The sequence below is a fragment of the Chryseomicrobium aureum genome, from assembly GCF_016909155.1.
In the GTDB taxonomy this organism is placed as follows: Bacteria; Bacillota; Bacilli; order Bacillales_A; family Planococcaceae; genus Chryseomicrobium; species Chryseomicrobium aureum.
Window position 1 is genome coordinate 81,774 of record NZ_JAFBFG010000001.1, and the last position, 25,465, is coordinate 107,238.

22 protein-coding genes are annotated in these 25,465 nt (G+C 41.4%); 19 read left to right on the forward strand and 3 right to left on the reverse strand.

The window, feature by feature from the left end; genetic code table 11:
- The first annotated feature begins 21 nt into the window (after positions 1 to 21).
- The 11 genes from JOD03_RS00485 (at position 22) to JOD03_RS00535 (ending at position 14,002) form a co-directional block, all read left to right on the forward strand.
- The gene (locus tag JOD03_RS00485; protein WP_204588859.1) at positions 22 to 189 is read left to right on the forward strand and encodes a lipoprotein; all 168 of its coding nucleotides are present in this window, start codon (positions 22 to 24) and stop codon (positions 187 to 189) included.
- 115 nt (positions 190 to 304) lie between these two features.
- Entirely contained in the window at positions 305 to 1,480 is a 1,176-nt protein-coding gene (locus tag JOD03_RS00490) for a PDZ domain-containing protein (protein WP_204588860.1), read from the forward strand.
- Complete coding sequence (locus tag JOD03_RS00495; protein WP_204588861.1) at positions 1,477 to 1,743, forward strand: CsbA family protein; 267 nt, start codon at positions 1,477 to 1,479, stop codon at positions 1,741 to 1,743. The genes JOD03_RS00490 and JOD03_RS00495 overlap by 4 nt, the downstream gene beginning before the upstream one ends.
- A 75-nt stretch (positions 1,744 to 1,818) precedes the next feature.
- Positions 1,819 to 2,466 carry a TVP38/TMEM64 family protein gene (locus tag JOD03_RS00500; protein WP_204588862.1) on the forward strand — a complete coding sequence of 216 codons (648 nt, stop codon included), beginning with the start codon at positions 1,819 to 1,821 and terminating at the stop codon, positions 2,464 to 2,466.
- The gene (gene lepB / locus JOD03_RS00505; RefSeq protein ID WP_204588863.1) at positions 2,447 to 2,950 is read left to right on the forward strand and encodes a signal peptidase I; all 504 of its coding nucleotides are present in this window, start codon (positions 2,447 to 2,449) and stop codon (positions 2,948 to 2,950) included. Before JOD03_RS00500 ends, lepB begins: the two co-directional genes overlap by 20 nt.
- A 55-nt stretch (positions 2,951 to 3,005) precedes the next feature.
- A complete protein-coding gene (gene addB, locus JOD03_RS00510; RefSeq protein ID WP_204588864.1) occupies positions 3,006 to 6,467 on the forward strand; it encodes a helicase-exonuclease AddAB subunit AddB in 3,462 nt (1,153 codons plus the stop codon).
- Positions 6,464 to 10,057 (forward strand): helicase-exonuclease AddAB subunit AddA, encoded by a 3,594-nt coding sequence (gene addA, locus JOD03_RS00515; RefSeq protein WP_204588865.1) that lies wholly within the window; start codon positions 6,464 to 6,466, stop codon positions 10,055 to 10,057. The genes addB and addA overlap by 4 nt, the downstream gene beginning before the upstream one ends.
- 5 nt (positions 10,058 to 10,062) lie before the next feature.
- A complete protein-coding gene (locus tag JOD03_RS13870) occupies positions 10,063 to 11,229 on the forward strand; it encodes a DUF418 domain-containing protein (protein ID WP_204588866.1) in 1,167 nt (388 codons plus the stop codon).
- Between the two features lie 56 nt (positions 11,230 to 11,285).
- Positions 11,286 to 12,182 carry a fumarylacetoacetate hydrolase family protein gene (locus JOD03_RS00525; RefSeq protein WP_204588867.1) on the forward strand — a complete coding sequence of 299 codons (897 nt, stop codon included), beginning with the start codon at positions 11,286 to 11,288 and terminating at the stop codon, positions 12,180 to 12,182.
- Between the two features lie 14 nt (positions 12,183 to 12,196).
- Positions 12,197 to 12,571, forward strand: a complete 375-nt coding sequence (locus JOD03_RS00530) for a YisL family protein (protein WP_204588868.1) — start codon at positions 12,197 to 12,199, stop codon at positions 12,569 to 12,571.
- Between the two features lie 123 nt (positions 12,572 to 12,694).
- A complete protein-coding gene (locus tag JOD03_RS00535) occupies positions 12,695 to 14,002 on the forward strand; it encodes an alpha-amylase family glycosyl hydrolase (protein WP_204588869.1) in 1,308 nt (435 codons plus the stop codon).
- A 34-nt stretch (positions 14,003 to 14,036) separates the two neighbouring features.
- Here JOD03_RS00535 and JOD03_RS00540 read toward each other — a convergent pair whose 3' ends face one another.
- A complete protein-coding gene (locus JOD03_RS00540; protein WP_204588870.1) occupies positions 14,037 to 14,888 on the reverse strand; it encodes a DegV family protein in 852 nt (283 codons plus the stop codon).
- A 10-nt stretch (positions 14,889 to 14,898) separates the two neighbouring features.
- Positions 14,899 to 15,717, reverse strand: coding sequence for a Cof-type HAD-IIB family hydrolase (locus JOD03_RS00545; RefSeq protein ID WP_204588871.1), 819 nt, complete (start codon positions 15,715 to 15,717; stop codon positions 14,899 to 14,901).
- Positions 15,718 to 15,828: 111 nt separating this feature from the next.
- On the opposite strand from JOD03_RS00545, the gene JOD03_RS00550 reads away from it, so the two are divergent.
- Complete coding sequence (locus tag JOD03_RS00550) at positions 15,829 to 16,137, forward strand: metal-sulfur cluster assembly factor (RefSeq protein WP_204588872.1); 309 nt, start codon at positions 15,829 to 15,831, stop codon at positions 16,135 to 16,137.
- 120 nt (positions 16,138 to 16,257) lie between these two features.
- Entirely contained in the window at positions 16,258 to 18,387 is a 2,130-nt protein-coding gene (locus tag JOD03_RS00555) for an ATP-dependent Clp protease ATP-binding subunit (protein WP_239584738.1), read from the forward strand.
- Between the two features lie 250 nt (positions 18,388 to 18,637).
- On the opposite strand, the gene JOD03_RS00560 is transcribed toward JOD03_RS00555, so the two are convergent.
- Positions 18,638 to 18,823: a YjzD family protein gene (locus JOD03_RS00560; RefSeq protein WP_204588873.1), complete on the reverse strand. Its 186-nt coding sequence runs from the start codon at positions 18,821 to 18,823 to the stop codon at positions 18,638 to 18,640.
- A 173-nt stretch (positions 18,824 to 18,996) separates the two neighbouring features.
- Between JOD03_RS00560 and JOD03_RS00565 the strand changes: the two genes are divergently transcribed.
- The 6 genes from JOD03_RS00565 (at position 18,997) to JOD03_RS00590 (ending at position 25,422) form a co-directional block, all read left to right on the forward strand.
- Positions 18,997 to 19,932 carry a beta-ketoacyl-ACP synthase III gene (locus JOD03_RS00565; RefSeq protein WP_204588874.1) on the forward strand — a complete coding sequence of 312 codons (936 nt, stop codon included), beginning with the start codon at positions 18,997 to 18,999 and terminating at the stop codon, positions 19,930 to 19,932.
- A 19-nt stretch (positions 19,933 to 19,951) separates the two neighbouring features.
- Positions 19,952 to 21,184 carry a beta-ketoacyl-ACP synthase II gene (gene fabF, locus JOD03_RS00570; RefSeq protein WP_204588875.1) on the forward strand — a complete coding sequence of 411 codons (1,233 nt, stop codon included), beginning with the start codon at positions 19,952 to 19,954 and terminating at the stop codon, positions 21,182 to 21,184.
- A 370-nt stretch (positions 21,185 to 21,554) separates the two neighbouring features.
- Positions 21,555 to 22,574 (forward strand): ABC transporter ATP-binding protein, encoded by a 1,020-nt coding sequence (locus JOD03_RS00575; RefSeq protein WP_204588876.1) that lies wholly within the window; start codon positions 21,555 to 21,557, stop codon positions 22,572 to 22,574.
- Positions 22,571 to 23,518 (forward strand): ABC transporter ATP-binding protein, encoded by a 948-nt coding sequence (locus tag JOD03_RS00580; RefSeq protein WP_204588877.1) that lies wholly within the window; start codon positions 22,571 to 22,573, stop codon positions 23,516 to 23,518. Before JOD03_RS00575 ends, JOD03_RS00580 begins: the two co-directional genes overlap by 4 nt.
- A 2-nt stretch (positions 23,519 to 23,520) precedes the next feature.
- Positions 23,521 to 24,483, forward strand: coding sequence for an oligopeptide ABC transporter permease (gene opp4B, locus JOD03_RS00585; RefSeq protein WP_204588878.1), 963 nt, complete (start codon positions 23,521 to 23,523; stop codon positions 24,481 to 24,483).
- 30 nt (positions 24,484 to 24,513) lie between these two features.
- Positions 24,514 to 25,422 carry an ABC transporter permease gene (locus tag JOD03_RS00590; RefSeq protein ID WP_204588879.1) on the forward strand — a complete coding sequence of 303 codons (909 nt, stop codon included), beginning with the start codon at positions 24,514 to 24,516 and terminating at the stop codon, positions 25,420 to 25,422.
- The last annotated feature ends 43 nt before the right edge of the window (positions 25,423 to 25,465 follow it).

A 25,465-nucleotide genomic window follows, 5' to 3' on the forward strand; every position in this document is an offset into this window, starting at 1 on the left:
AGTACGATGAGGAGGCTTTTTTTGAAACGGTTTCTACTAGTAATCAGTAGTGTAATCCTACTTACTGCTTGTGATGTAACCAATGACCAATCTGCCGTTCGCGATTCACCAACTCTCCTACAAGATGTTCGTGAGCTAATTAAACGTCACAGCCTTTATGATGTTTCAGATAATACAGCTACTTGCTGAAAACAATGATGAAGCAATTCGATTAGCACTTGATTACTTTTCTCAATCTCAATAAAAGTATACTTTTCTTATGGTTGCTTTGCTAAAATAGAAAGTAACCGCTGGGAGGGATACGATGGATCAACAATTAGTCATTGAAATACTGTGGAATATCGGACAATTCTTTGTTCATCCTGTTTTCTACTTAGCACTAGCAGCAGCCGTTGCCGCTGGATACTTCCGTGTGAAACGAGAGAGACGAGATTATCGAACACGATTAAGCCCAGGTTGGACAGAACTGAAAGGGATTTTCTCAGGCGCATGGCTTGGTATTTTAGCATCAGCACTATTATTTGCTGTCGGCGTTCTCTATTATCCTGAGTTTTTACTTCTACTTGCAGTTGTCGCACTTGTTGCACTGGTAAGTTTTCAATTTCAAGTGCTCTCTGCAGCTTACATAATTCCTGTAGCTGTTGTTATTTGGTTTATCATTTATCAACTATCTTATACATTATATGCGGGGCCATTTACGTTTTCTGCCTCAAACTTTTCCGTCGAGCAACTTTGGTCAATTGGTGTATTAGTCGGATTACTTCTAGTGATAGAAGGCATTGTGTTGAAGAAGCAAGGCTTAAAAATCATCTCACCACAAGCGGTACGTACAAAACGTGGTGGTTCAGCTGTGCAATACAAAACAAAACAAATCTGGTTAGTGCCTATGATTTTTTTAATTCCCGGTGACTGGTTTGGGACTTATCAAACATTTTGGCCGTTAGTCGAATTCGGTGAAACTTCATTTGCACTTGTGGCGTTCCCACTAGTGATTGGCTTTCAACAACTCACAAAATCTAGTTATGTTGCTGAATCTATTCCAAAACGAGCAAAAGAAATTCTGTATCTAGGAATCGGAATAGTCATCCTATCCATTTCGGGAATATTTGTAGCTTGGATTGGTGTGGTTGCACTGGTACTTGCTTTTGTTCTTCGTATGTATTTGGATAGTCGGAGCTATCATGCACAAAACACAGGGTACTACAAGGTAGCTCCAGTAGCTGAAGGCATTCAAATCGCAGGAGTTTTACAAGGGTCTCCAGCTGACAAGATGGGCCTCGAGATTGGAGAACGAATTATGAAAGTGAACGGACAACGTGTATTCAATGAACAACAACTTTATGAAGCAATACAAATTAATGCAGCACATTGCCGTCTTGAAGTTCTCGATCACAATAATGAACTTCGCTTGAAACAACATGTTTTGTTCAGGCATGATCATCATCGACTAGGTTTGATGATAGCAAGGCCGACATCATGAATGATTTAAGCCAAGGCACCCAGTTGTTGTTAGCACTGTTCGTACCTGGACTGTTGGTTGTTTTATTTACGCGCATAACTTTCAATAAGTGGGTAGCACTTGTAATTACGATTGCACTATTCACAGCATCTGTTATTGCAGGTTATACAAGAGAATGGATTCATTACATCGTGGATGCGGCATCTATGACAATCGGATTTTGGTACGCAACTCGTATGATGAAAAAACAAAATTCACAAGACGAAACGACTCTGTCTAAGTGACAGAGTCGTTTTTGTGAACAATGTTTTAGCAGTATCTGAAACGGCAATACTAGTCAAAAGAAGGTGATGCGGTTTATGAACGAATGGGCGAATTTAGAGACATTAGAAGAAATCATGAATACATATAAAACATTTGGACCGCTAATAGGGATTTTGTTACCGATGTTAGAAGCATTTTTGCCTTTCTTGCCATTGGTCGTATTCATAGTAGCAAATGTCACGGCATATGGTTTATTACTTGGTTTTATTTTATCTTGGGTGGGATCTGTTCTTGGTGCCTATATTGTATTTTTGTTTGTGCGTAGGTTCGGTAGAGCTCGTATTTTAAAATTTATTACGCGCCACAAACGGATTTCTCGTTTAATTCACTGGGTAGAACGCAACGGGTTTGGACCCCTGTTTTTATTGCTGTGCTTCCCATTTACTCCTTCAGCTCTCGTCAATGTCGTGGCAGGTCTATCTAATATTAGAAAATCCACATACTTGACGGCTGTTATTTTAGGGAAATTCATTATGATTTTCATTGTAAGTTTTATTGGCTCAGATATTCGTGCATTAGTTACTGAGCCCGTACGAACTGCAATTGTTGCTGTAGTCATCGTACTTCTATGGGGCGTGGGCAAGTATTTTGAAAAGCGTCTTGATAAAAAAGTGGAAGAGGACTTTCGTGAGATTGCCAAACAGAGAGCAGGTGAACGGGTTCATGAGAACGTGGAAAGATGAGCTCAAAGAGTGGGGTCTTGCACTTATCATAGGTGTGGCGCTCATTGTATTTATACGTTCGTTTGTCGTCACGACGTACCATATCGAAGGGGATTCCATGCTTCCGACACTTCACTCTAAAGATCAAGTGGTGGTCAGTCTTGTAACTCCCATCAATCGAGGAGATCTGGTAATTTTGAAAAATAGGGACGACCAAGAAATCGTTAAGCGAGTTGTGGGTATACCTACTGATACGATTGAATTTAAAAACAACCAACTTCTGATAAATGGAGAGAGACTAGTGGAGTCTTATATTTATGAGCAAGACTATGAAGTTGATGATTTTCAAGTGGAGCTCGACGACCAATCTTATTTTGTACTTGGAGATAACCGGAAGAGGAGCCTTGACAGTCGTGTATTAGGAGTATTTACAAAAGATGATATTGTAGGCGAAGTAAAACTTGTTTACTATCCAGTTTCACATTTATCATGGCTACATTATTAGAACCTTTGTTTCTTTGCTACAATAGAAACAAAGGTTCTTTTTAGGAGGTGCTTGTATGGGACTACGCTTTATTACAGGACGAACAGGTAGTGGCAAGACAACGACAATTATGAATGAGCTTGTTGCTAAGACAAAAACACAATCACTAGGAGACCCACTCTTTTACCTCGTGCCGGATCAGATGTCATTTACTGCAGAATGGCATTTAGCACGACATCTAGGGCAACGAGGATTGATTAGAAGCCAAGTTACAACCTTTAAACGACTGGCATGGCGTGTTTTGCAAGAAACAGGTGGAATCACCCGTGAGGAAGTAAATGGTGTTGGCTACCGCATGCTCATTAGGAGTTTGCTGCGAACACACAAAGACAAGTTCTTGCTTTTTTCACGCGCTGCAAGTAAGCGCGGGTTTACTGATCAAATGGAGACAATGCTAAAAGAAATCAGTAGATATACCATTACGCCTGAAACGTTAAATGCGAGTCTGAAAAGGTTGCAGGAACAAGGTGCGCCCGTTCCACTGCAACAAAAAGCACAAGACTTGATGACAATTACACAAGAGCTTGAAGCGCGTCTGGGAACTGAATACATCGATGGCGAAGGACACCTGCGCCTATTGATTGAACAAATTCCGAAATCATCTTTGATTGCAGAAAGTGAATTTTATATTGATTCATTTACTGCGTTTACACCAATTGAGCTTTCCATAGTAGAGAAGCTCATGTGCCATGCTAAAGAAGTACATATTGCTCTACCTCTGCATGCACGTCACGAAGCGCTAGACGAAGATAGTCTTTTTCATGCACCGGCGACTACCCTTGCGAAGATAGAGAAACTGGCTTTTGAACAAGATGTACCAGTGCATCCAGATCTTCATCTTATTAATCAGCACAGGCTACAAACGAATGGCCTTCGTCATGCAGAAGCGCAGTTTGATCAATTGCGACCTGCTACTAGTTCAGATACAGAAGGAATCACAGTAATTGAAGCTACCAACCCTCGAGTAGAGGTACACGCGGTAGCAGCAAAAATTCGTCATTTAGTATTTGAAAAAGGCTATCGCTACAAAGATATTGCCATCGTTCATAGAGATGCACAAACATACGAGCAACTGCTGAAGACCAGTTTGTCTCAAGTAGATATTCCACACTTTAGCAATGAAAAAAGACCGATGCTAGACCATCCGTTGATTGAACTTAGTAAAGCGTTATTTGCAATCCATCAGACCAATTTCTCGTATGAAGCGATGTTCCGCGCCATCAAAACGGGTCTTATAGTACCTAATGATGACACCTGGAGAACGCGTGTTTATCGTTTGGAAAACTTTGTTTTAGAAAGAGGCATCAGAGGAGACAGATGGTGGACGGATAGCTGGTGGCATGTCAAACGTATACGAGGAATGGAGTATTTTAAGTCGCCACAAACTGATGAAGAACGCGCAAGTGAACAAGAATTGAAAGCAACTCGAGACCGGATTCTTGCTGTCGTTCGTCCATTTGCAGAGACTTTAAATTCTTGTACATCTGCACTTGAGTTTGCGAATGCCTTAGTCACCGCCATTCAAACTGCTGCGGTCCCTCAAAAGCTGTCAGTTCTGCAACAACAAGCGGAGCAACAATCTTTGCAAGATGAAGCTGTAGAACACCGACAAGTATGGAAAGAATGGACGCATGTTCTCGAACAATTTGAATTGATGTTCCGCAATCAATCCATTACACCAGAAGATGCATCTGCGATTTTAGAGGAAGGCTTTGATCAATTATGCTTTTCTAAAATCCCACCGAGTATCGATCAAGTCATTATTGGTCAAGCAGACACAGCGAGATTTTTAGGAATCAAAGCACTGTTTGTATTAGGGATGAATGATGGAACGTTTCCTAAGAGAATCGATAACGAAGGCTTACTGACTGATGAGGACCGAAACTTTTTAGCATCAACAGGACTCGAACTTGCACCTACTACTAAAGAACAGTTATTAGAAGAAAATTATGTTCTTTATAAAGTACTTACAACAGCCAGCCATCACGTTTCAATCAGCTATGTGCTAGCGGATTCAGAAGGAAAAGCGTTGTTACCTTCTATCTATGTGAAGCGCTTAGCAAGCTTGTTCTCTGAATCACTAACACAAACAATAGCTTTAAAAGATTTTGATGGTGACACGCCTCATCTCATCAACCATCCACGTAGTGCATTAATAGGGTTCGGTTTAAAAAAATATGAACAGCACCAAGGTTTTCCACTTCCAATTTACTGGCAGGGTGTTGAACGTTTTTTGCTTGATGACCCTTATTGGCAATCGGTTGTCGAGCATATTGAAAAACCGCTCGAGCGAAATCCAGGAACAGAAAAAATTTCACGACAAGCAGCTACTAATTTGTATACTTCAACAATCAAGGGCAGTGTATCACGTGTTGAAACGTATTACAGTTGCCCATTCAAGCAATTTGCAGCGTATGGCCTAGAACTGAAGGGGCGAGATGTATTTAAATTAGAAGCCCCTGCCATGGGAGACCTTTTCCATGCAACGTTAAAATGGATATCCGATTATACAACCGAGCACTCGATTGCTTGGAGTGATTTAACACAAAAACAGTCTACAGAACTTGCTAGTAAAGCTATTGCTCATATCGTCCCTTTATTTTTCAATCAATTGCTACTCAGTACGAACCGGTATCAATACATCACGCGTAAGTTGACTCGAATCGTATCTTCTACATTAAATGCAATGCGTCAGCATGCTACGCGGTCGAAGTTTCATCCGGTTGCTATCGAGGTCGGTTTTGGACTTGGAGAACAGTTACCGCCATTGAAATTGCAACTCGCCAACAACTCAACAATGGAATTGCGAGGGCGAATTGATCGGATTGATGCAGCGACGATTCATGACCAAAACTACATTCGTGTCATTGATTACAAATCATCCAAAAAAGGACTTGATTTAAATGAAGTGTATCACGGTCTTTCTTTGCAGCTGCTCACGTATTTAGATGTCGCCACTCATTTTTCGTCCGAATGGTTAGACAGCCCTGCACAACCCGGGGGCGTCTTATATTTGCACTTGCATGAACCTACACACCAAACAAAAGAAGAGCTCCCTGAACAAAAAATTGAGGATTTGAAATTAAAATCCTACAAAATGGATGGCCTGTTGACGACAGAATGGGACGTACTCGAAGCGATGGATGATGAACTGAAAGGGCATTCCGATATTGTTCCAGTTCATGTGAAACGAGACGGCTCGTATGGCGTGACATCAAAAGTTGTGCCGCCTGAGGAGTTGAAAAAGACAGGCGAATTTATCCGAAAACGTCATCGGCAAGCAGGAGGAGGAATGCTTGCTGGGGATGCACGCGTACTGCCATATAAATTAAGAGACAAAATGCCATGTCAGTTTTGTGCATATCGCAGCGTCTGCCAAATCGATACTCAAAATCCACAGCAACCTATTCGTAAATTGGTCGTTGAAAAACCAGAGATACTACTCGATAAAATCAAGACAGAGGTGGAACCGACATGATACCTGAAAAACCACAGACGGAAACGTGGACAGATGCCCAGTGGCAAGCCATTTGGCAATACGGTTCCGATACACTCGTCTCTGCTGCTGCAGGATCCGGGAAAACAGCAGTACTTATTCGCCGTTTAATTGAAAAAATCATTCGAAAAAATGACCCAGTGAATGTCGATGAGCTGCTTGTTGTGACATTCACAAATGCAGCAGCTGCAGAAATGCGTCACCGATTAGGAGATGCCCTTGAAAAAGCATTATTAGAAGACCCGGATTCTAAACATTTGCGCAAACAACTGCATTTACTGAATAAAGCATCCATTTCGACACTGCATTCGTTTTGTTTACAAGTGATTCGTCAGCATGGGTACCTCCTCGATATCGATCCAGGATTTCGCTTAGCAAATGAAAATGAAGCAGCACTCCTTCAAGAAGATGCATTAGAAGAAATCATTGAAGAAGCATATGAAATGGACCAAGAGCGAATGTACCGCCTTGCGGATTCATTTTCATCAGACCGCTCAGATCTCGCGCTAGAGCATTTAATTCGACAACTCTATAAATACGCACGTGTTCACCCAAATCCAGATGACTGGTTAAGTCGAGTAACTGCTCAATATGCATTAACAAAAACAACGGCAGTAGATGACCTTCCGTATACGGAACAAGTAAAGAAATCGATTTTGTATCGGGTGCAAACTGCGCTTTCTCAAGTTCAATTAATGGAATCTCTCGCGCGTTCAGGTAGTGGTCTTGATGCACTCGAGCAGACTGCAGCACTCGACCGTCAGCTTCTCTCTGCAGCCGAAGAGTGTGTGACGAGTGGCACTTGGCAAGACTTATATGATTTCTTTTCACACTTCAAATGGCCAACAGCTAAAGCTGTTAGAGGGGACCATGATGAAGACGTCAAACAACAAGCACAAGCCATTCGTAATCAGTACAAGACGCAACTAGTGGACATTAAAGAAGATTATTTTATGCGGCGACCGGAAAGATTACTTGACGAGATTCGCTTCATGCATCCAATTATTGAAACATTGGTCTCACGTGTCAACGAGTTTTCCGCTCGGTACGAAGAGAAAAAAGCAGAGCGTAGCCTATTAGATTTCTCTGACCTCGAGCATAAAGCCTTTGCAATTCTGTCGGACGAGAGGGCACCTTCTGACATTGCACTGAGCTATCGCCGAAAGTTTAAAGAAGTACTTGTAGACGAGTATCAAGATATAAACCTCTTGCAAGAAAGTATCATTCAGCGCGTAAAAAGTGGGGATGATGCAACAGGAAACTTATTTATGGTGGGAGATGTGAAGCAATCTATTTATCGCTTCCGTCTAGCGGAACCTATGCTGTTCCTCGGAAAGTACCAAGACTATAAAACGACAACTCAAAGTGGAGAGGCAATCGATTTAAATGCTAACTTCCGCAGCCGCAAACAAGTACTGAGCGGAATCAACTATATCTTTGAACAAATCATGGGAGAAGATGTTGGAGAAATTGCTTATGATGAAGATGCTTCCCTAAAGCCTGGAGCTCCTTACCCTGACTCTGATGTAGCGATTGACGTCCACATTTTGCAAAAAGATGTAGAAGGTGAGGACCTGTCAAAAGCGCGAGCTGAGGCCGAATGGGTGGCCACGAAAATTCAGACACTTCTCGCATCAGGAGCTGAAGTGACCGACCCTTGGACAGGTAAAACAAGACTTGCCGAATACCGGGATTTTGTTGTATTGATGCGCTCGATGACGTGGACCGGTGACTTTAGTGACGTATTTAAGAAACACCACATTCCTCTTTACGTAGAGATGAAAACAGGGTTTTATGATGCCCTTGAGGTCATCTGGCTGATGGAACTGTTAAAAGTGATTGATAATCCTATGCAAGATATCCCCCTTGTTGCCGTACTCCGTTCTCCTATGATTGGGTTGAACGATGAGGAACTAGCAACACTTCGGACTTTTGATAAAAAATGTTCCTATTATGACTTGATTATGAATCGTCACGCTCTTCAAGGACTGCCACAAGCAACGCGAGAAAAAGTACAGCATTTCGTAGTGCTGCTGAATGCATGGCAAAAGAAAAGCCAATCAGGTCCACTAAGTGATTTGATCTGGTCGATTTATCAAGATGTTTATTTGCTTGAACAAGTGGCAACAATGCCAAACGGAAGTCAGCGTGTATCTAACCTCCATCTGTTCCTTGACCAAGCAGAGCAATTTGAAAAGACATCATACCGCGGTGTTTTTCGATTCCTTCGCTTTATCGAACGAATTCGAAGTCGTGGAGATGATGTGGGAGAGGCAAAGGCGATTAGTGATCGGGAGAATGTAGTTCGAATTATGACAATCCATGCCTCTAAAGGGTTAGAATTCCCATACGTGTTCTTACCTGGAATGGCACGTGGTTTCAACCGAATGGATTTCAATGAAAACTACTTATTCGATCAACACTATGGAATTGCTGTGAAAGCCATCGATCCTGATTTACGAATTGCCTACCATTCCTTGCCGTATAACGCATTAAAAGAAACGAAAGAATTACAGGCAAATGCGGAAGAAATGCGGATTTTGTATGTAGCAATGACACGTGCACGCGAGAAGCTTTTCATGGTATTGACTGTTCCAGATGTTGATGCAGCGGTTGAGAAGTGGGGCACTGCAAGTTACGTCCCTGCCACTGCACCTATCCCTCCATTCATGCGGAGTAATGCCAAGAGTTATTGGGACTGGTTAGGACCAGCTTGGATGCGACTTCCCGAGTTTCAACAGCTCCTCGGTCTCTTACCGAGTGCAATCAAGCCGTTGCCTGGAGTATTTCACTTCGAGCTCGAAATAATGGAAGAAAAAGAAGTTGCGGAATTTGAACAAGTGAAGCAATTTGATCAAATGAGTGTGCAAAATGCGTCTCTACCAAACTTCTATCTGGAACCTTATCCGTTTGAAGTAGCTACAAAAAAAGCGGCAAAACAGACAGTTAGTGAGTTAAAACGAGTGCAGCTCTATGAAGCAAGTAATGAAGACTTTTTTGCAAGTCCACCAAGTGCATTCCAAGAAGAAGAGTGGGAAGTTCCATCGTTTATGGAACGAGGATCTAGTATTTCTGCTACCTCTCGTGGAACGATTTATCATAGTGTTTTTCAACATATTCCGATTTCTCAGAGCGTAAACATTCCAAACTTCTTGAATGAACTTGTACAACGAGAAATCTTGACGGAAGAAGAAAAACAACTTGTACGAGTGAAAGATATTGATGCATTCTTGCAGAGTGAGTTGATGCAAGAGTTGCTGGCTGCCAAACAGTACTACCGAGAGCAACCGTTTACTTATGCCTACCAAGATGACGCGGGAAATCATCAAATCATCCAAGGGGTCATTGACCTGTTCTTCCAAGATAAAAATGACAACTGGCACTTGATTGATTTTAAAACGGATGCGCTAGTTGAACTGAGAAATCAACCAGACAATATCGCACAAGAACTTCGGAATCGTTACTCTGTGCAGATGACGATTTACGGCAATGCTTTAGAAGATATATTAGCAATCAAGCTAGCTTCTAAACGTATATACAGCGTCACATATAGAGAGATAGTCGACATTTAGGAGGAATGAGAATCGTGCAATTTCAACCGGTTACATCTAAAGAAAGATTTCGAGAAATCGATCAGTTACGGGGGTTTTCTTTATTGGGAATCCTCATCGTGAACATGTTATTCTTCCATTCACCCTATATCTATTTCGATCCATTTAACTGGTACACTGTGCCCCAAGATAAAGTGATGTATCAGTGGATTGATATATGGGTACAAGGCAGTTTTTATCCACTCTTTGCGATGTTGTTTGGGTTCGGTCTGGCTCTACAATTTGAGCGAATGCAAGACAAGTTTGTTTCATTCGGTTTAAAACGAATGGGCGTGCTCCTGTTATTTGGAATTCTTCATGTCCTCTTGTTATGGGCTGGGGATATATTAATTACGTATGCAGCAAGTGGTTTTGTTTTGTTATTTATGTTACGGCTGTCTGCAAAATGGTTGTTTGGATTAGCTCTATTGTTTTATATGATTCCGAACATCGCAATCACAGGTCTTTTGTTCTTAGTGACACGTCTTGATGCGAATGCACTAGCAATGTATAACTCGGTGCAAGGGATTGAGGCGTCCATTCTGGCTTATGGTTCAGGAAACTATGCAGAAGCTTTCTCGCAGCGCTTAGCGGACTGGATGTTTATGAATCAAGGTGGATTGTTCTTATTGTGGATGCTCTTTACGATTCTTCCGTTGATGATGCTTGGGGCTGCAGCAGCTAAAGGGAATCTGATAGGCTTTATTCGTGTCAATCCGGTGAGAAGTATCCTAATTGGGGTGAGTATTGCCACAGTAGGTACCGTTACGAAATGGGTGCCGTATTTTACAGAAGGCAATATCTTGACAGCAATGATTCAAGATTCATTTGGAGGACCCATACAAGCGATTGGATACGCATTTCTGTTTTTGGCACTGGCTGCTAAGTTCACATCATTTATAGCTTTCCGACCGTTTGAAACGGCGGGACGCATGTCTCTATCTATCTATATTTTAATGTCAATTCTTGCCACAACATTCTTCTATTCGTATGGGCTTGGTTTCTATGGACAGGTAGACGTAGTAGCAGGTACGTGGATTGCTCTTGGTATCTATGCACTCTGTGTGATTTTTGCAGAACTTTGGTTGTCACGTGCAAAACAAGGGCCGCTGGAGAAAATTTGGCGGACTTTGACGTACCCACGCAACAAATAGATGAAATTTTAGTCGAACTATAATAGACTGTAGTTAAAGGGAAAAGGAGCTGTCTTATGAAACTATTATCCTATCGCTATCAACAGCATGAGAAGTTTGGACCGAAAGTGAAAAAGCAAGAAGCCGTATGGGATGTTCAAAAGATCAATGAGCACTTTGGTAAATTTACAGATTTTCCTGCTACTCTTGCAGAGGGAACGGCAACGGGCATGGACTTCGTCGAGCAAATCAATAAGTTAGTAAAACTAGCTGAGATAAGTGACGAAGCAGGTACATTCAAGCATGAGTTTACGGATATTGAATGGTTGTCGCCGATTCCACGAACACCTAAAAACATTTTTGCTATCGGTAAAAACTATGCAGATCATGCAAAAGAAATGGGTGGAGAGGCGATTGATTTTGTAGTTTTCACAAAATCTCCAACAGCTATTGTCGGAGATGAGGCAACAATTTCTCTACACACTGACGTGACGAGTCAGTTAGATTATGAAGGGGAACTTGCCATTGTCATCGGAAAAGGTGGGAAGTCCATTCCAGAACGTATGGCCTTTGATGCAATCTTTGGTTATACAATCGGCAACGATATTACCGCACGTGACCTTCAAAAGAATCACCAACAATATTTCTTAGGGAAAAGTCTTGCAGGAAGCTGTCCACTGGGTCCTTACGTAGTGACAAAAGATGAACTTCCAAACCCACATGAACTGACAATTGTGACGAAAGTAAACGATGAAATTCGTCAAAATGGAAAAACATCGACTATGGTCTACTCGATTGAACAAATTGTTTCAAAATTGAGCGCGGTTGTGGAGCTCGAACCTGGAGATATTATTTTAACAGGAACTCCTGCAGGTGTTGGAAAAGGATTCGATCCACCAAAGTTTTTAGCGTCTGGTGATATGGTTAAAGTTTCCGTAGAAGGTATCGGTACGCTCGTCACACATATTGAATAATTAGGAGGAACGACATGGACTTTTTAGCATCAATTCATTTACACATCACGACTTGGGTGTTGGCAATTGCTCTTTTCTTCATCGCTTACCTCATGCCAGCAGCTGCAAAGAACACGAAAATCGTACATATGATTTTACGTGTAGATTATATTTTAGTAATTCTTACAGGACTTGCTCTTTTCATTGAGGGTATGGGCTTTGGAATGGGCATGCTGTACGGGTTTAAATTTTTAGCAGGCGTGTTGGTCATCGGTATGATGGAGATGGCGCTTGTGAAAAAGAAAAAGGGCCAGCCATCTACATTATTTGTTGTATTGATGCTTGTGTTCTTATTCGTAGCTCTATTCTTAGGATTCAAGCTTCCAATGGGATTCAATTTCTTAGCGTAATCCATTTCACCACTCGACTTCGGTCGGGTGGTTTTTTGTTGGTCACATAATCTTCAGATTGTAGCAGGTGAATTTCTCTTTTGCTCTGGTACAATAAAGAAAGATGAAGGAGGAAGTAGCCGAATGAAACGCATACCATTACTAGTAGTAGCCGTCTTACTGCTAAGCATACCTACACCTGCATTTGCTTCATTGCAACAGGAAAGTATCTATGACTTACTCGTTGACCGCTACTTTAACCAAACGTCTAACAACGACATAGACGTCAATACACAAGACCCGCAAGCGTTTGCGGGGGGAGATTTTCTCGGAATTCGTGATCGTCTCGCACACATTCAAGACATGGGATTTACCTACATATCTATAGGTCCCATCTTTGAAACCGAAAAGTATGATGGCTCTGAGATTAGTAGCTATTCTTCAATCGAGTCTCGATACGGAACAGAAGAAGAATTTGTAGATTTACTAGACGAATTACACGCAAAAGATATGAAGCTTATGATCGACTTACCCATTGGTGATGCAACGCCTGAAAACCTTCAAGAGATGCAAGCGTTTGTTGAAAGGTTCCCTATTGACGGGGTGAAACTGACAAACATCCCTGCAACCATCACACCGGAAGTTGAACAATTTGTCGCTGCAATCAATACAGATGAACGTGATGTCATCAGTTTAGAAGAAACTGATCTCGAACTCGATGCAAACTATTCATCTGATACGACTACTGCATTTCAACAAGCGTTCAAAACAGTCGACCAACCGATGAGTGGCCTGATCAATTTTACTGAATCAGACATACTAACATTGGATACTTTAGTAACGGAACGCTTTACTTACTTCAGTACTGAAGAAAACATGTTCCCCCCTACACGTATTATGGTAGCTATGGGATCGCTTCTTACATTGCCAGGAGTACCTGTAATGACATATGGAACAGAAATTGCCATGAACGGTGATTCACAAGAATCTAGTCACCAAATCATGAACTTCCGTGTTGATGAAGATATCATGCTATTTATCGAGGACTTACAAACCATTCGCAACCAATCGGAAGCCCTTCAGCGTGGTGATTTCGAATTGTTGCAAGAAGAGGATGGATACTTAGTTTTTAAGCGCTCTACAGAGAATGAGGCTTTTATCGTAGTCATCAATAATACGAGTGGCACGAAAACATTTGCTGCTTCAGAAGAAATTGTGGGAGTCGATAAGGAGTTGCGTGGTCTATTTGGGCGTGACGTGGTGCGTCAAGCAGATAATGGAGAGTATCGCTTGACGATTGACCGTGAATTAGTTGAACTCTACCATGTGAAAGAAAATTCAGGGTTAAATACGGCTTATATTATTGCTATGGCAATTGCTTATGCTTTGTTCTTAGGTTTTATTTACCTTGTTTGGAGAAAAGGGAAGCAAAAACGTGCACAACAGAACTAAAAAACCGGAGAGCCACTTTGGCCCTCCGGTTTTTTTACGTCAATTTATTGTAGAAGAATACAGATAAAGCACCCGGTCCAACATGGGCACCGATAGCGGAGCCAATCATCTGAATCTCAAAATCTTTTACTCCGTATGTTTCTTCAAGCAGTGATTTTAATTCATTGGCAGCAGTTTCATCGTCACCGTGTGAGATATGCACGGTTTGCTTTGCTAACTCACTTCCGTTTTCACCGACTAACTCCCCGAGTCGTTTGATTACTTTTTTGCGACCGCGAATCTTCTCAATCGGAATCAACTTTCCATCTTCGACATGTAGGACAGGCTTGATGTTTAATAGCCCCCCTACAAATGCGCTCGTCTTAGAAACGCGTCCTCCACGTGCCATATAATCTAAATCTTCTACTGTAAAGAAGTGCTCGATTGTTGAAATTGTGTCAAGAAGTTGCTGTTCGATTTCTGAAACAGAAAGCCCTCTTTCACGAAGAGTGACAGCTTTTTTAACAAGCATTCCATAGCCAAGTGAAGCACATTTTGAATCGACAACAGCAAATTGGAAGTCAGGATAACTCTCTTGCACTTGATCACGCATCATTACCGCAGTATTATACGTTCCAGATAGTTCAGATGAGAATGCAACATAGACTCCTTGTTCTCCACGCTTTGCTAACGATTCAAACTCTTGTAAAAACGTTTCAGGGGACACTTGAGAGGTTTTAGGTTGGTGGCCCTCACGAATTTTGTCATACACTTCTTTTGCTTGGATTCCTAGGATATCTTCATAATCGTTTCCTTCGATATGTACACGGAGTGGGAACAAGTCCACGTCCGCTTGTTGGAAGTAGGCTAAAGGAAGATCAGTAGCACTATCCGCGTAAATTTTCATTGTATTCCTCCTATACATGTAGTTTTAAACTCAAACGCTCTTCTAAATAAATCCCGATACCATCTTCATTGTTTGTGCCGATGATTTCATTTGCAATTGATTTTAAAGGATTGATGGCATTGCCCATTGCAACACCAGTTCCAGCGTACTCAATCATTTCCAAATCATTGTCTTCATCTCCAAAAGCAATAATACGGCTCTTTGGAATATTTAAGTGTTCAGCCACAGGTTGAATGCCTACAGCCTTATTCAACCCACTTTTGACGATTTCAATAACATGCCAAGGTGCGCCCCAGCGTCTGTGGTCGATCACTTCTGCATGAACGTCACGAAGGTGTTTTCGAATCGATTCAACATGTTGCTCATCTGCATGAATCAGCATACTTGTTGGATCTTGCGTCAGGTATTTACGTAGGTCACCCGTCGTAAACTTCGGGTCTCCCCATGCAAATGCATTCATGATTTTTTCATCATGTTGATGCAAATACACATCATCTAATACTTCTGCTAGCAAGTTTTTCACTTCGTAATCCTCAACCGCATCAACGACCTCTTTGACAACTTTTAAATTGATTGGTTCGTGTCGTGTTTGCCAGCTAGAAGATAGTGGGTGATGGACATACGCTCCGTTGAAGTTTACAACCGGTGTAGTCAAACCAAGCTCTTTATAATACATACCTGTTGCACGGAATGGGCGCCCCGTCGCAATCATAATTTCGTGCCCAGCTTCTTTTGCTTTTCTAAGTGTTTCTTTTGTGCGTGGTGAAATCACTTTCTCATCTGTTAATAGTGTTCCATCCAGATCTAGTACGATCAAATGTTTTTCCATACTTTCACCTCTCCCTACACACTAGTGTACTCTTCTCACGAAACAGCGTCAAAGGTGGCAATTGTAAAGTTCATTTGATACACTACAAGTAACGGAAAGGTGGGAATTAAAATGGATCAAGATATGAAAGATAGTATGATGAGTGCTCTTGAAGAAGTCATCGATCCGGAGCTTGGAATTGATATCGTCAACCTTGGTTTAGTATACGATGTTGACTTGTCTGAAGAAGGATTGGCTGTAGTAACGATGACGTTGACGTCAATTGGCTGTCCGATGGGGCCGATGATTGTTGATCAGGTTAAAACTGCTCTTGGTCAGTTACCTGAGGTAAAAGAAACAGATGTAAATATTACGTTCAATCCACCCTGGTCACGTGATCACATGTCACGCTACGCTAAAATTGCATTAGGCATTCGCTAAATTACTCAAAACTCGACAGTTGTCGAGTTTTTTTGTTTACAGCATTTTACTTTACAAGGTGTCGAATCAGTTTGTATAATCAAATTAGTCAAAGAAGGTCAAAGTCAGGAGGAACTTACGATGCAAATGAATCAAATGCCGTCAGATGACAAAACACCTTTAGAGCAGTTTGGAAGAAACTTGGTCAGCTACGCCAAGGAAGGAAAAATGGATCCAGTGATTGGCCGCGATCAAGAAATTCGGAACGTGATTCGAATTCTTTCTCGGAAAACAAAAAACAATCCAGTTCTCATAGGGGAACCAGGAGTAGGGAAAACAGCGATTGTAGAAGGACTTGCCCAACGAATTGTTAAAAAAGATGTACCTGAAGGATTGAAGGACAAAGAAATCTATGAACTCGACATGTCTGCATTAATTGCTGGTGCAAAGTACCGAGGTGAATTTGAAGAACGCTTAAAGTCTGTCTTAAAACAAGTTAAAGATAGCGAAGGCTCTATTTTACTTTTTATCGACGAACTCCATACGATAGTCGGGGCTGGCAAGACAGACGGTGCGATGGATGCAGGGAACATGTTAAAGCCCATGCTTGCTAGAGGGGAGCTTCACTGTATAGGAGCAACAACGCTAGATGAGTACAGACTTTACATTGAAAAAGATCCTGCATTAGAGCGTAGATTCCAGCAAGTTCTAGTGAAAGAGCCAACTGTGGAAGATGCCATCTCTATTCTTCGTGGGTTAAAAGAACGTTTTGAACTGCATCATGGTGTGCGCATTCATGATCGTGCGATTGTAGCAGCTGCAGAGTTATCGAATCGTTATATTACGGATCGCTTCATGCCAGATAAAGCGATTGATTTAATTGACGAAGCCTGTGCAATGATTCGAACAGAAATTGATTCAATGCCACAAGAACTCGATGAAGTGACGCGTAAAATCATGCAACTTCAAATTGAAGAACAAGCATTGATGAAAGAAAAAGATGTCGCTAGCCAAAAGAGACTACAGAATTTACGCCAAGAATTAAATGCACTTGAATCCTCTTCATCGGAAATGAGAAATCAGTGGGAAAGCGAAAAGGCAGAATTAAAAGCAGTTCAAGGCAAAAGAGAGGCATTGGACCGCTTGCGTAGGGAGCTTGAGGAGGCAGAATCGGCATACGATCTAACAAAGGCCGCGGAACTGCGTCATGGGAAAATTCCAGAAGCTGAAAAAGAAGTAGCGGCACTTGAACAAGCTACTCCAGTTGAAGGACGCATACTACGTGAAGAAGTAACCGAAGAAGAAATTGCTTCAATTGTAGCAAGATGGACAGGAATCCCCGTCACAAAACTTGTCGAAGGAGAACGCGAGAAGTTATTACGGTTAGAAGAAATCTTAGCTGAACGCGTTGTAGGGCAGGAACAAGCCATTCAGTACGTTTCAGAATCTGTTCTCCGTGCGCGTGCAGGAATTAAAGATGCGCACAAACCAATTGGATCTTTCTTGTTCTTAGGGCCAACTGGCGTTGGAAAGACAGAGTTAGCCAAAACGCTCGCTGCACAATTATTTGATTCGGAACAACATTTCATTCGAATTGACATGTCAGAGTATATGGAGAAGCATAGCGTATCAAGATTAGTGGGAGCGCCTCCTGGCTATATCGGATACGAAGAAGGGGGGCAGTTAACAGAAGCTGTTCGAAGAAATCCTTATTCCGTCGTGTTACTTGACGAAATAGAAAAAGCTCATCCTGATGTAGCGAATATTCTACTCCAGATTTTAGACGATGGCCGTATCACCGATAGCCAAGGACGTCTCGTCGATTTTTCGAACACAATTGTTATCTTGACGTCGAACATTGGTTCCTCTTATTTAATTGAAACAAAAACCGATGTGGATCAACATCATCACGATTTGGTCATGCAAGCACTTCGCCAACACTTTAAACCGGAACTGTTAAATCGGATGGATGATATTGTGATGTTCCATGCTCTTGGCAATGAGCACTTTGAGAAAATTGCAGCTAAATATATGAAAGAACTCGCTGTAAAACTCCATCAACAAGAAATTGAGCTGGAAGTCGATGATTCTGTTTATAAGTGGATTGTTGAACAAGGGGTAGATGCTGCGTACGGGGCAAGACCACTGAAACGATTTATACAGCGCAATATAGAGACTCAAGTAGCCAAACAGCTCATCCGTGCAGAAGTAGTACCAGGCCAAACAATCAAACTGTCAATTGAAGATGGTCAGCTTCAACTTTCTGTTTAAAATTGTGAATGAAGAACTGATTTTCAGATTTAGTGTAAGTCTACAATTCAACTAAAGAGTGTAGGGGTGACTCCAGCGGGATTAAAAGCGGAAGCTGAGACCTTGGCTCAGCCCGCGCCCGCGGAACGCTCCCCCTGCACGCTCATTGAACGATCATTCTAAGCTCTAATATAAGAGATAAAAAAACAGTATCTTCTCCTGATTAAAACCAAGAGAAAATACTGTTTTTATTTTCTAACCACATCACCAATTAATGATGAGCATTTTTAGGCATCTTCGGAAGCAAAGCATCAATTAAAATGATAGCTACTGCCATGACAACACCCATAATAAGACCATTCGACAAAACGAAGTCTACATTAATTACAGCGCTTACTACATAATTTAACATTGTCACTAAAATTAGTGACCAAAAGAGAACTGTTACGTATTGCATAGTCGTCACCTCAGTCAATTTTCTTCTTGAATCATACCACAAATTATTTCCCGAATGTATGAAAAACCTAAAAAACATCCTAAACATCAGCAGAGTGTTGATAAATGTTCACGATTTCGATATGATTATGACCAGGTGCTAATAATAGATAGTAAAGAAAAGAGGATGACAAAATGGGTGTAGGCATATGGGGAATTGGATCCCACGTTCCAGAAAACCGAGTCACAAATGATGACTTGGCCGAACGAATGGAAACGTCAGACGAATGGATCAAATCACGGACAGGAATAGAGGCACGACATCTGGCAGATGAGTCACAAGATACTTCGGATATTGCATATGAAGCAGCACGGAAAGCATTACAGAACGCCCAAGTCGAAGCTACAGACATTGATTTAATTTTAGTGGCTACAGTAACTCCTGATCAGCCATTTCCAACGGTTGCAAACATGTTACAACACCGACTAGGTGCTACAAAGGCTGCTTCCATGGATGTGTCAGCTGCTTGTGCTGGATTTATGTATGCATTAATTACAGGTTCTCAGTTCATTCAAACAAATGTCTATAAACATGTTTTGATTGTAGGCGTTGAAAAGCTATCTAAGATTATAAATTGGGAAGATCGCACGACAGCAGTTCTGTTTGGAGATGGGGCTGGAGCGGTCGTCCTTGGGCCAGTTACAGAAGGGAACGGAGTTTTATCATTCGAACTTGGTTCGGATGGAAGTGGAGGCAAACATTTATCTCAACAAGGTGACCATATTCAAATGAACGGACGTGAAGTATTTAAATTTGCAGTTCGTCAAATGGGTGAGTCAGCAGTCAATGTGATTGAGAAAGCAGGACTCACAAAAGAGGATGTTGATTTCTTGATTCCACACCAAGCAAACATTCGTATTATGGAAGCTGCTCGAGAACGATTAGATTTACCGGAAGAGAAGATGTCCAAAACTATTCATTTGTATGGAAACACTTCTGCGGCTTCCATACCTCTATCGCTTGACTATGAACTAAAACAAGGCAAAATCAAAGATGGAGATGTCGTCGTCATGGTAGGTTTTGGTGGCGGTTTAACTTGGGGCGCCATTGCATTGCGTTGGGGAAAATAACTTGAAATGAGGGATTGAATTGGGTAGACGAGTAGTAATTACAGGAATAGGTGCCGTGACGCCTCTTGGAAATACAGCAGTTGAAACGTGGGAAGGGATTAAGGCTGGTAGATCTGGAGTCGGACCACTTACACGACTAGATGCAGATCAATTTCCTGCAAAAGTAGCTGCAGAGGTAAAAGGCTTCTCTATAGAAGACTTTATTGAAAAGAAAGAAGCTCGCAAGATGGACCGCTTCACACATTATGCACTTGCCGCTTCTATAGAAGCAATGAGAGATGCAAATTTGGAGCTAGATGAAAGTACTGGGCTACGAACAGGTGTCTGGATCGGCTCTGGAATCGGTGGGATGGAAACATATGAAAGTCAATTCCGGACGTTTTTAGACAAAGGTGTTCGACGTGTAAGTCCGTTTTTCGTACCGATGATGATCCCGGATATGGCTTCAGGTCAAGTGTCAATTTATTTTGGTGCAAAAGGAATCAATTCCTGTTCTGTGACAGCTTGTGCGTCTGGAACAAACTCTATAGGAGATGCGTTTAAAGTTATCCAGCGTGGAGATGCGGACATTATGATTACAGGTGGAGCAGAGGCACCTATCACCAATATGGCAGTGGCAGGATTCTGTGCAAATACCGCTCTGACTACGAATCCAGACCCTTCTACAGCTTCACGTCCATTTGATTCGAACCGTGACGGTTTTGTTATCGGAGAAGGTGCAGGAATAGTCATTTTAGAAGAATTAGAGCATGCACTTGCACGTGGAGCAAAGATTTATGCTGAAGTTGCTGGGTACGGCTCAACTGGAGATGCACATCACATTACAGCTCCAGCACCTGAAGGCGAGGGTGCCGCTAGAGCAATGAAACAAGCGATAAATGATGCGCAGGTGTCTCTTGATGAAGTAGGGTACATTAATGCACATGGTACAAGCACGCCTTACAATGACTTATTTGAAACACAAGCTATCAAATCTGTATTTGGTCACCATGCGCATAAGCTAGCAATAAGCTCTACAAAATCAATGACTGGTCATTTATTAGGTGCAGCAGGAGGGGTGGAAGCGATTTTTACGGCGTTAGCTCTCAAAGAAGGAATTCTTCCTCCTACAATAAATTTACAATCTCCAGATCCTGAATTAGATTTGGATTATATCCCAAATGAAGCACGTGAGAAAACAGTTTATGCAGCCATTTCAAATTCACTTGGATTTGGTGGTCACAATGCAAGTTTAGTTTTGAAAAAATATTAATTATATTGCGAAATAATAAAAGCTGCTGATAATTTATCAGCAGCTTTGTTTAATTCTACAATACTTTAGTGAGTTGTAGCGCTAAATCATTACACTATGCCATAAGGCGCATATGGAATGAATCATTACTCATTTCTTAAAAAAATTTTCCCAATATTGTATTTTGCGCAAACCCTTGTCTCTCTAAGGTTTACAAAGTTTTCTAAATAACTAGAATGCTCGAAATTATGAAATGAGCCAAAAAACTTATTGTCACTGTAATAATTCTGTAATAGAATTTACATCTAGGTGAACAATTAACTGAAAAATAGAAACTTTGAAATATCAACTTAGTAAAAACATCTTAGTGAAACTTGAGAGGAGCAGTAGGTTGAATAACGCATCAGAACTATTAACCATCTCAGATTTACATACGGGCTTCAGCATCAAGGATAAATATTACAACGCAGTGGATGGAGTTTCCCTAACACTTCGTAAAAATGAAATTCTTGCAATTGTAGGAGAGTCAGGATGTGGGAAAAGCACACTTGCCACTTCAATCATTGGACTACATAACTCCAACAAGACCCGTGTAATCGGTGAAATTAAATTTAAAGACTTAAACTTAGCCGCTCTTTCAGATGAAAAAATGAACAAAGTTCGTGGAAATGATATCGGCATGATTTTCCAAGATCCGCTTTCAGCATTGAATCCGTTAATGCGAATCGGGGATCAAATCGAAGAAAGCTTGATTTACCACACGGATTTAACGCAAGAACAACGCAAAGCACGCGTACTTGAATTGCTTGCACAAGTTGGAATTCCAAATCCTACTCGTACTGCTCGTCAATTCCCACACCAGTTGTCTGGTGGTATGCGTCAACGTGTTATTATCGCAATCGCAATCGCATGTAAGCCATCTATTATTATTGCGGATGAGCCTACAACTGCATTAGACGTAACGATACAAGCACAGATTCTAGATCTTTTGATTGAATTACAGAAAGAAACTGGCGCTGGTATTATCTTGATCACACATGACCTTGGTGTAGTAGCTGAAGTCGCTCACCGTGTAGCGGTTATGTATGCAGGTCAAGTAATTGAAGAAGCACCAGTAAATGAATTGTTCAATAATCCAAAGCATCCATATACACGTTCTTTATTAAACTCAATACCACAAGCGCACAGTACAGAAGATAGACTGCAAGTCATTCAAGGACTTGTCCCTTCTCTAATTAACTTACCGCGTGAAGGCTGTCGTTTTGCTCCACGTATCCCGTGGATTCCAGCCGAAGCACACGAAGCAGATCCAAAGCTTCATGAGATTGCACCAGGACACTTTGTGAGATGTACCTGCTGGCAACATTTTTACTTCCAGAGTGAAGAGGAAATGGGAGGTATCATCGAATGAGTTTCATGCAGATACAAGACCTTCGTGTACACTATCCGATTCGCGGAGGATTCTTTAACACCATTCAAGATCACGTTCTTGCTGTTGACGGCATTAACATGGAATTTGAACAAGGCAAGACATATGGTCTAGTAGGCGAATCGGGCTGTGGGAAATCCACAACTGGAAAGTCTATTATCGGATTAGAAAAAATTACTTCTGGAAAAATCATCTATGAAGGTAAAGATGTAACGAACTCTCGCAGACAACGTAATTCTGCCTACAATCGTGACATTCAAATGATTTTCCAAGATGCACATTCTAGCTTAAATCCACGTAAACGTGTATCAGAAATTTTAGCTGAACCAATTCGTAACTTCTTAAAATTATCGCCTGATGAGGAACGTCGTCGTATTAACGAACTGCTTGCTATCGTCGGGATGCCTGAAGATGTGAAGTTGAAGTACCCACATGAATTCTCAGGTGGTCAGAAGCAACGTATCGGAATTGCCCGTGCAATTGCGACAAACCCTAAATTAATTATTGCAGATGAGCCAGTATCAGCACTTGACCTCTCTGTTCAAGCGCAAGTACTGAACTTCATGAAAGATATCCAACAAGAACTAGGTCTTACTTATTTGTTTATCTCTCACGACCTTGGTGTCGTTAAACATATGTGTGACGAAATCAACATCATGTATAAAGGTCGATTCGTAGAAACAGGAACTCGTGATGAAATATACGGGGACCCACAACACATCTATACGAAACGTTTATTATCTGCAATTCCAAACATTGATCCTTCTACACGCGATGAGCGTAAAATTGAGCGCCAACGTGTGGAAGCGAACTATCATACAGAAAACAAAAAATATTTCGATGAAAATGGTCGAGTATTTGATTTACGCCCAATCTCTGACACGCACCAAGTGGCGATGACAGCAGCAGAACAGGGGGGCAACTAACTATGTGGAAAACGGTAGTACGACGATTTCTCGTCATGATTCCTCAGTTGTTTGTACTAAGTTTATTAATCTTCATCATGGCAAAATTCATGCCTGGTGATCCCTTTACTGGTTTGATCACACCTGAAACAGATCCGGCTCGTGTTGAGCAACTGCGCCAAGCGGCTGGTTTTTATGATCCGTGGTACATCCAATATATTAATTGGATGGGGAATGCCTTCCAAGGAGACTTTGGGCGTTCTTATACGTTTAACCAACCAGTTTCAACACTGATTGGTGCACGAGCACTTAATACGTTCTGGTTATCGTTAGTGAGTGTTGGCCTATTGTATCTATTAGCTATTCCTCTAGGGGTACTGGCGGGGCGCTATCAAGATACTATTCTTGATAAATCAATCGTATTCTACAGCTTTATCGTTTATGCGATTCCAACATTTGTACTCGGTTTAATCTCAGTATTCTTCTTCGGATACGAACTAGGTTGGTTCCCGACAAGTGGTACAGTTAGTATAGGTGCTGACCCTGGAACCTTTGGATATGTACTAAGTAAGATTTATCACTTACTGTTACCAGCGATGGTCTTCGCAGTATTAGGAACAACGGGTGTCATTCAGTATCTACGTACGGAAATCATTGACTCCAAAACAATGGATTATGTTCGCACTGCGCGAGCAAAAGGTATTCCAAATAATAAAGTTTATTCACGACACATCTTCCGTAACTCATTGTTACCAATCGCAGCATTCCTTGGATTTACAATAACAAACCTTTTAGGTGGATCGATCTTCATTGAAACGATTTTCGGTTACCAAGGAATGGGCCAATTGTTTGTACAGGCAATCAACGGTCGTGACTATAGTGTAATTACAACACTGGTATTGCTTTTCGGATTCTTAACATTATTGGGAAGTCTACTATCCGATATCATCATGAGTATTGTTGACCCACGTATCCGGATTGATTGACAAACATAATGGAAAAGGAGGATTCGAACGATGGCTGAAAAACAGACTATTGATGTAGAGAAAAAAACACCTGCAGCCGCGCCACCTACTGGATTTCAAGTAATCTGGCGTGAGTTTTCTAAAGATAAACTAGCAATGACATCATTGATTTTCTTAATTGTTTTGATTACTACAATTTATATTTGGTCATTTATGATTGATCAAACGCAGTTGATGCGAATCAGTTTACGAGATCAAATGGCACCACCAGGTAGTGACTTTTGGCTAGGCGCAGATAAAGGAGGCCGAGATATATTAGGCCAACTCATTATTGGAGCGCGTAATTCGATTACAATTGCCATCTCAGTAACTTTGATTACTGGTATTGTTGGTATAGCAATTGGTTTAATCACAGGGTATTTCGGTGGATGGATTGATAACATCTTCATGCGAATCATTGATTTCTTCATTACGATTCCATCATTGATGATCATTATTGTATTCATTTCTATCGTTCCAAAATATACAGTAGTAACTTTCGTTCTAATCATGAGTGTCTTCTTGTGGGTAGGAACTGCACGTCTCGTACGTAGTAAAGCTTTAACAGAAAGTCGCCGCGATTATATCAACGCCTCTAAAACAATGGGAACAAGTGACTCTGTCATTATTTTTAAAGAAATGATGCCGAACTTATCGTCCATTCTAATTGTTGAAATGACGTTAAACTTTGCTGGAAATGTTGGTCTTGAGACAGGATTATCGTATCTAGGATTTGGGTTGCCACCATCAACACCATCTCTTGGGACGCTCGTTGCGTATGCTAATGATCCATTTATTTTAGAAAATGCATGGTGGAACTGGTTGCCAGCTTCATTATTAATTTTATTACTAATGTTGGCAATTAACTATGTTGGACAGGCAATACGCCGTTCGGCAGATGCGCGTCAGCGCTTAGGGTGATATTAAACGTACATCGTTTGATATAAAAAGAGAGTATAAAAAG

Excerpts from the sequence above, each read along its gene's own strand:
- addA (WP_204588865.1), top strand. The coding sequence starts at position 6,464 with ATGATACCTGAAAAACCACAGACGGAAACGTGGACAGATGCCCAGTGG.
- JOD03_RS00540 (WP_204588870.1), bottom strand. The coding sequence starts at position 14,888 with ATGAAAATTTACGCGGATAGTGCTACTGATCTTCCTTTAGCCTACTTC.
- JOD03_RS13870 (WP_204588866.1), top strand. The coding sequence starts at position 10,063 with ATGAGAATCGTGCAATTTCAACCGGTTACATCTAAAGAAAGATTTCGA.
- JOD03_RS00490 (WP_204588860.1), top strand. The coding sequence starts at position 305 with ATGGATCAACAATTAGTCATTGAAATACTGTGGAATATCGGACAATTC.
- addB (WP_204588864.1), top strand. The coding sequence starts at position 3,006 with ATGGGACTACGCTTTATTACAGGACGAACAGGTAGTGGCAAGACAACG.
- JOD03_RS00560 (WP_204588873.1), bottom strand. The coding sequence starts at position 18,823 with ATGCAATACGTAACAGTTCTCTTTTGGTCACTAATTTTAGTGACAATG.
- JOD03_RS00500 (WP_204588862.1), top strand. The coding sequence starts at position 1,819 with ATGAACGAATGGGCGAATTTAGAGACATTAGAAGAAATCATGAATACA.
- JOD03_RS00545 (WP_204588871.1), bottom strand. The coding sequence starts at position 15,717 with ATGGAAAAACATTTGATCGTACTAGATCTGGATGGAACACTATTAACA.
- JOD03_RS00525 (WP_204588867.1), top strand. The coding sequence starts at position 11,286 with ATGAAACTATTATCCTATCGCTATCAACAGCATGAGAAGTTTGGACCG.
- opp4B (WP_204588878.1), top strand. The coding sequence starts at position 23,521 with ATGTGGAAAACGGTAGTACGACGATTTCTCGTCATGATTCCTCAGTTG.
- JOD03_RS00555 (WP_239584738.1), top strand. The coding sequence starts at position 16,258 with ATGCAAATGAATCAAATGCCGTCAGATGACAAAACACCTTTAGAGCAG.
- JOD03_RS00590 (WP_204588879.1), top strand. The coding sequence starts at position 24,514 with ATGGCTGAAAAACAGACTATTGATGTAGAGAAAAAAACACCTGCAGCC.
- JOD03_RS00565 (WP_204588874.1), top strand. The coding sequence starts at position 18,997 with ATGGGTGTAGGCATATGGGGAATTGGATCCCACGTTCCAGAAAACCGA.
- JOD03_RS00580 (WP_204588877.1), top strand. The coding sequence starts at position 22,571 with ATGAGTTTCATGCAGATACAAGACCTTCGTGTACACTATCCGATTCGC.
- JOD03_RS00535 (WP_204588869.1), top strand. The coding sequence starts at position 12,695 with ATGAAACGCATACCATTACTAGTAGTAGCCGTCTTACTGCTAAGCATA.
- JOD03_RS00530 (WP_204588868.1), top strand. The coding sequence starts at position 12,197 with ATGGACTTTTTAGCATCAATTCATTTACACATCACGACTTGGGTGTTG.
- JOD03_RS00550 (WP_204588872.1), top strand. The coding sequence starts at position 15,829 with ATGGATCAAGATATGAAAGATAGTATGATGAGTGCTCTTGAAGAAGTC.
- JOD03_RS00495 (WP_204588861.1), top strand. The coding sequence starts at position 1,477 with ATGAATGATTTAAGCCAAGGCACCCAGTTGTTGTTAGCACTGTTCGTA.
- lepB (WP_204588863.1), top strand. The coding sequence starts at position 2,447 with ATGAGAACGTGGAAAGATGAGCTCAAAGAGTGGGGTCTTGCACTTATC.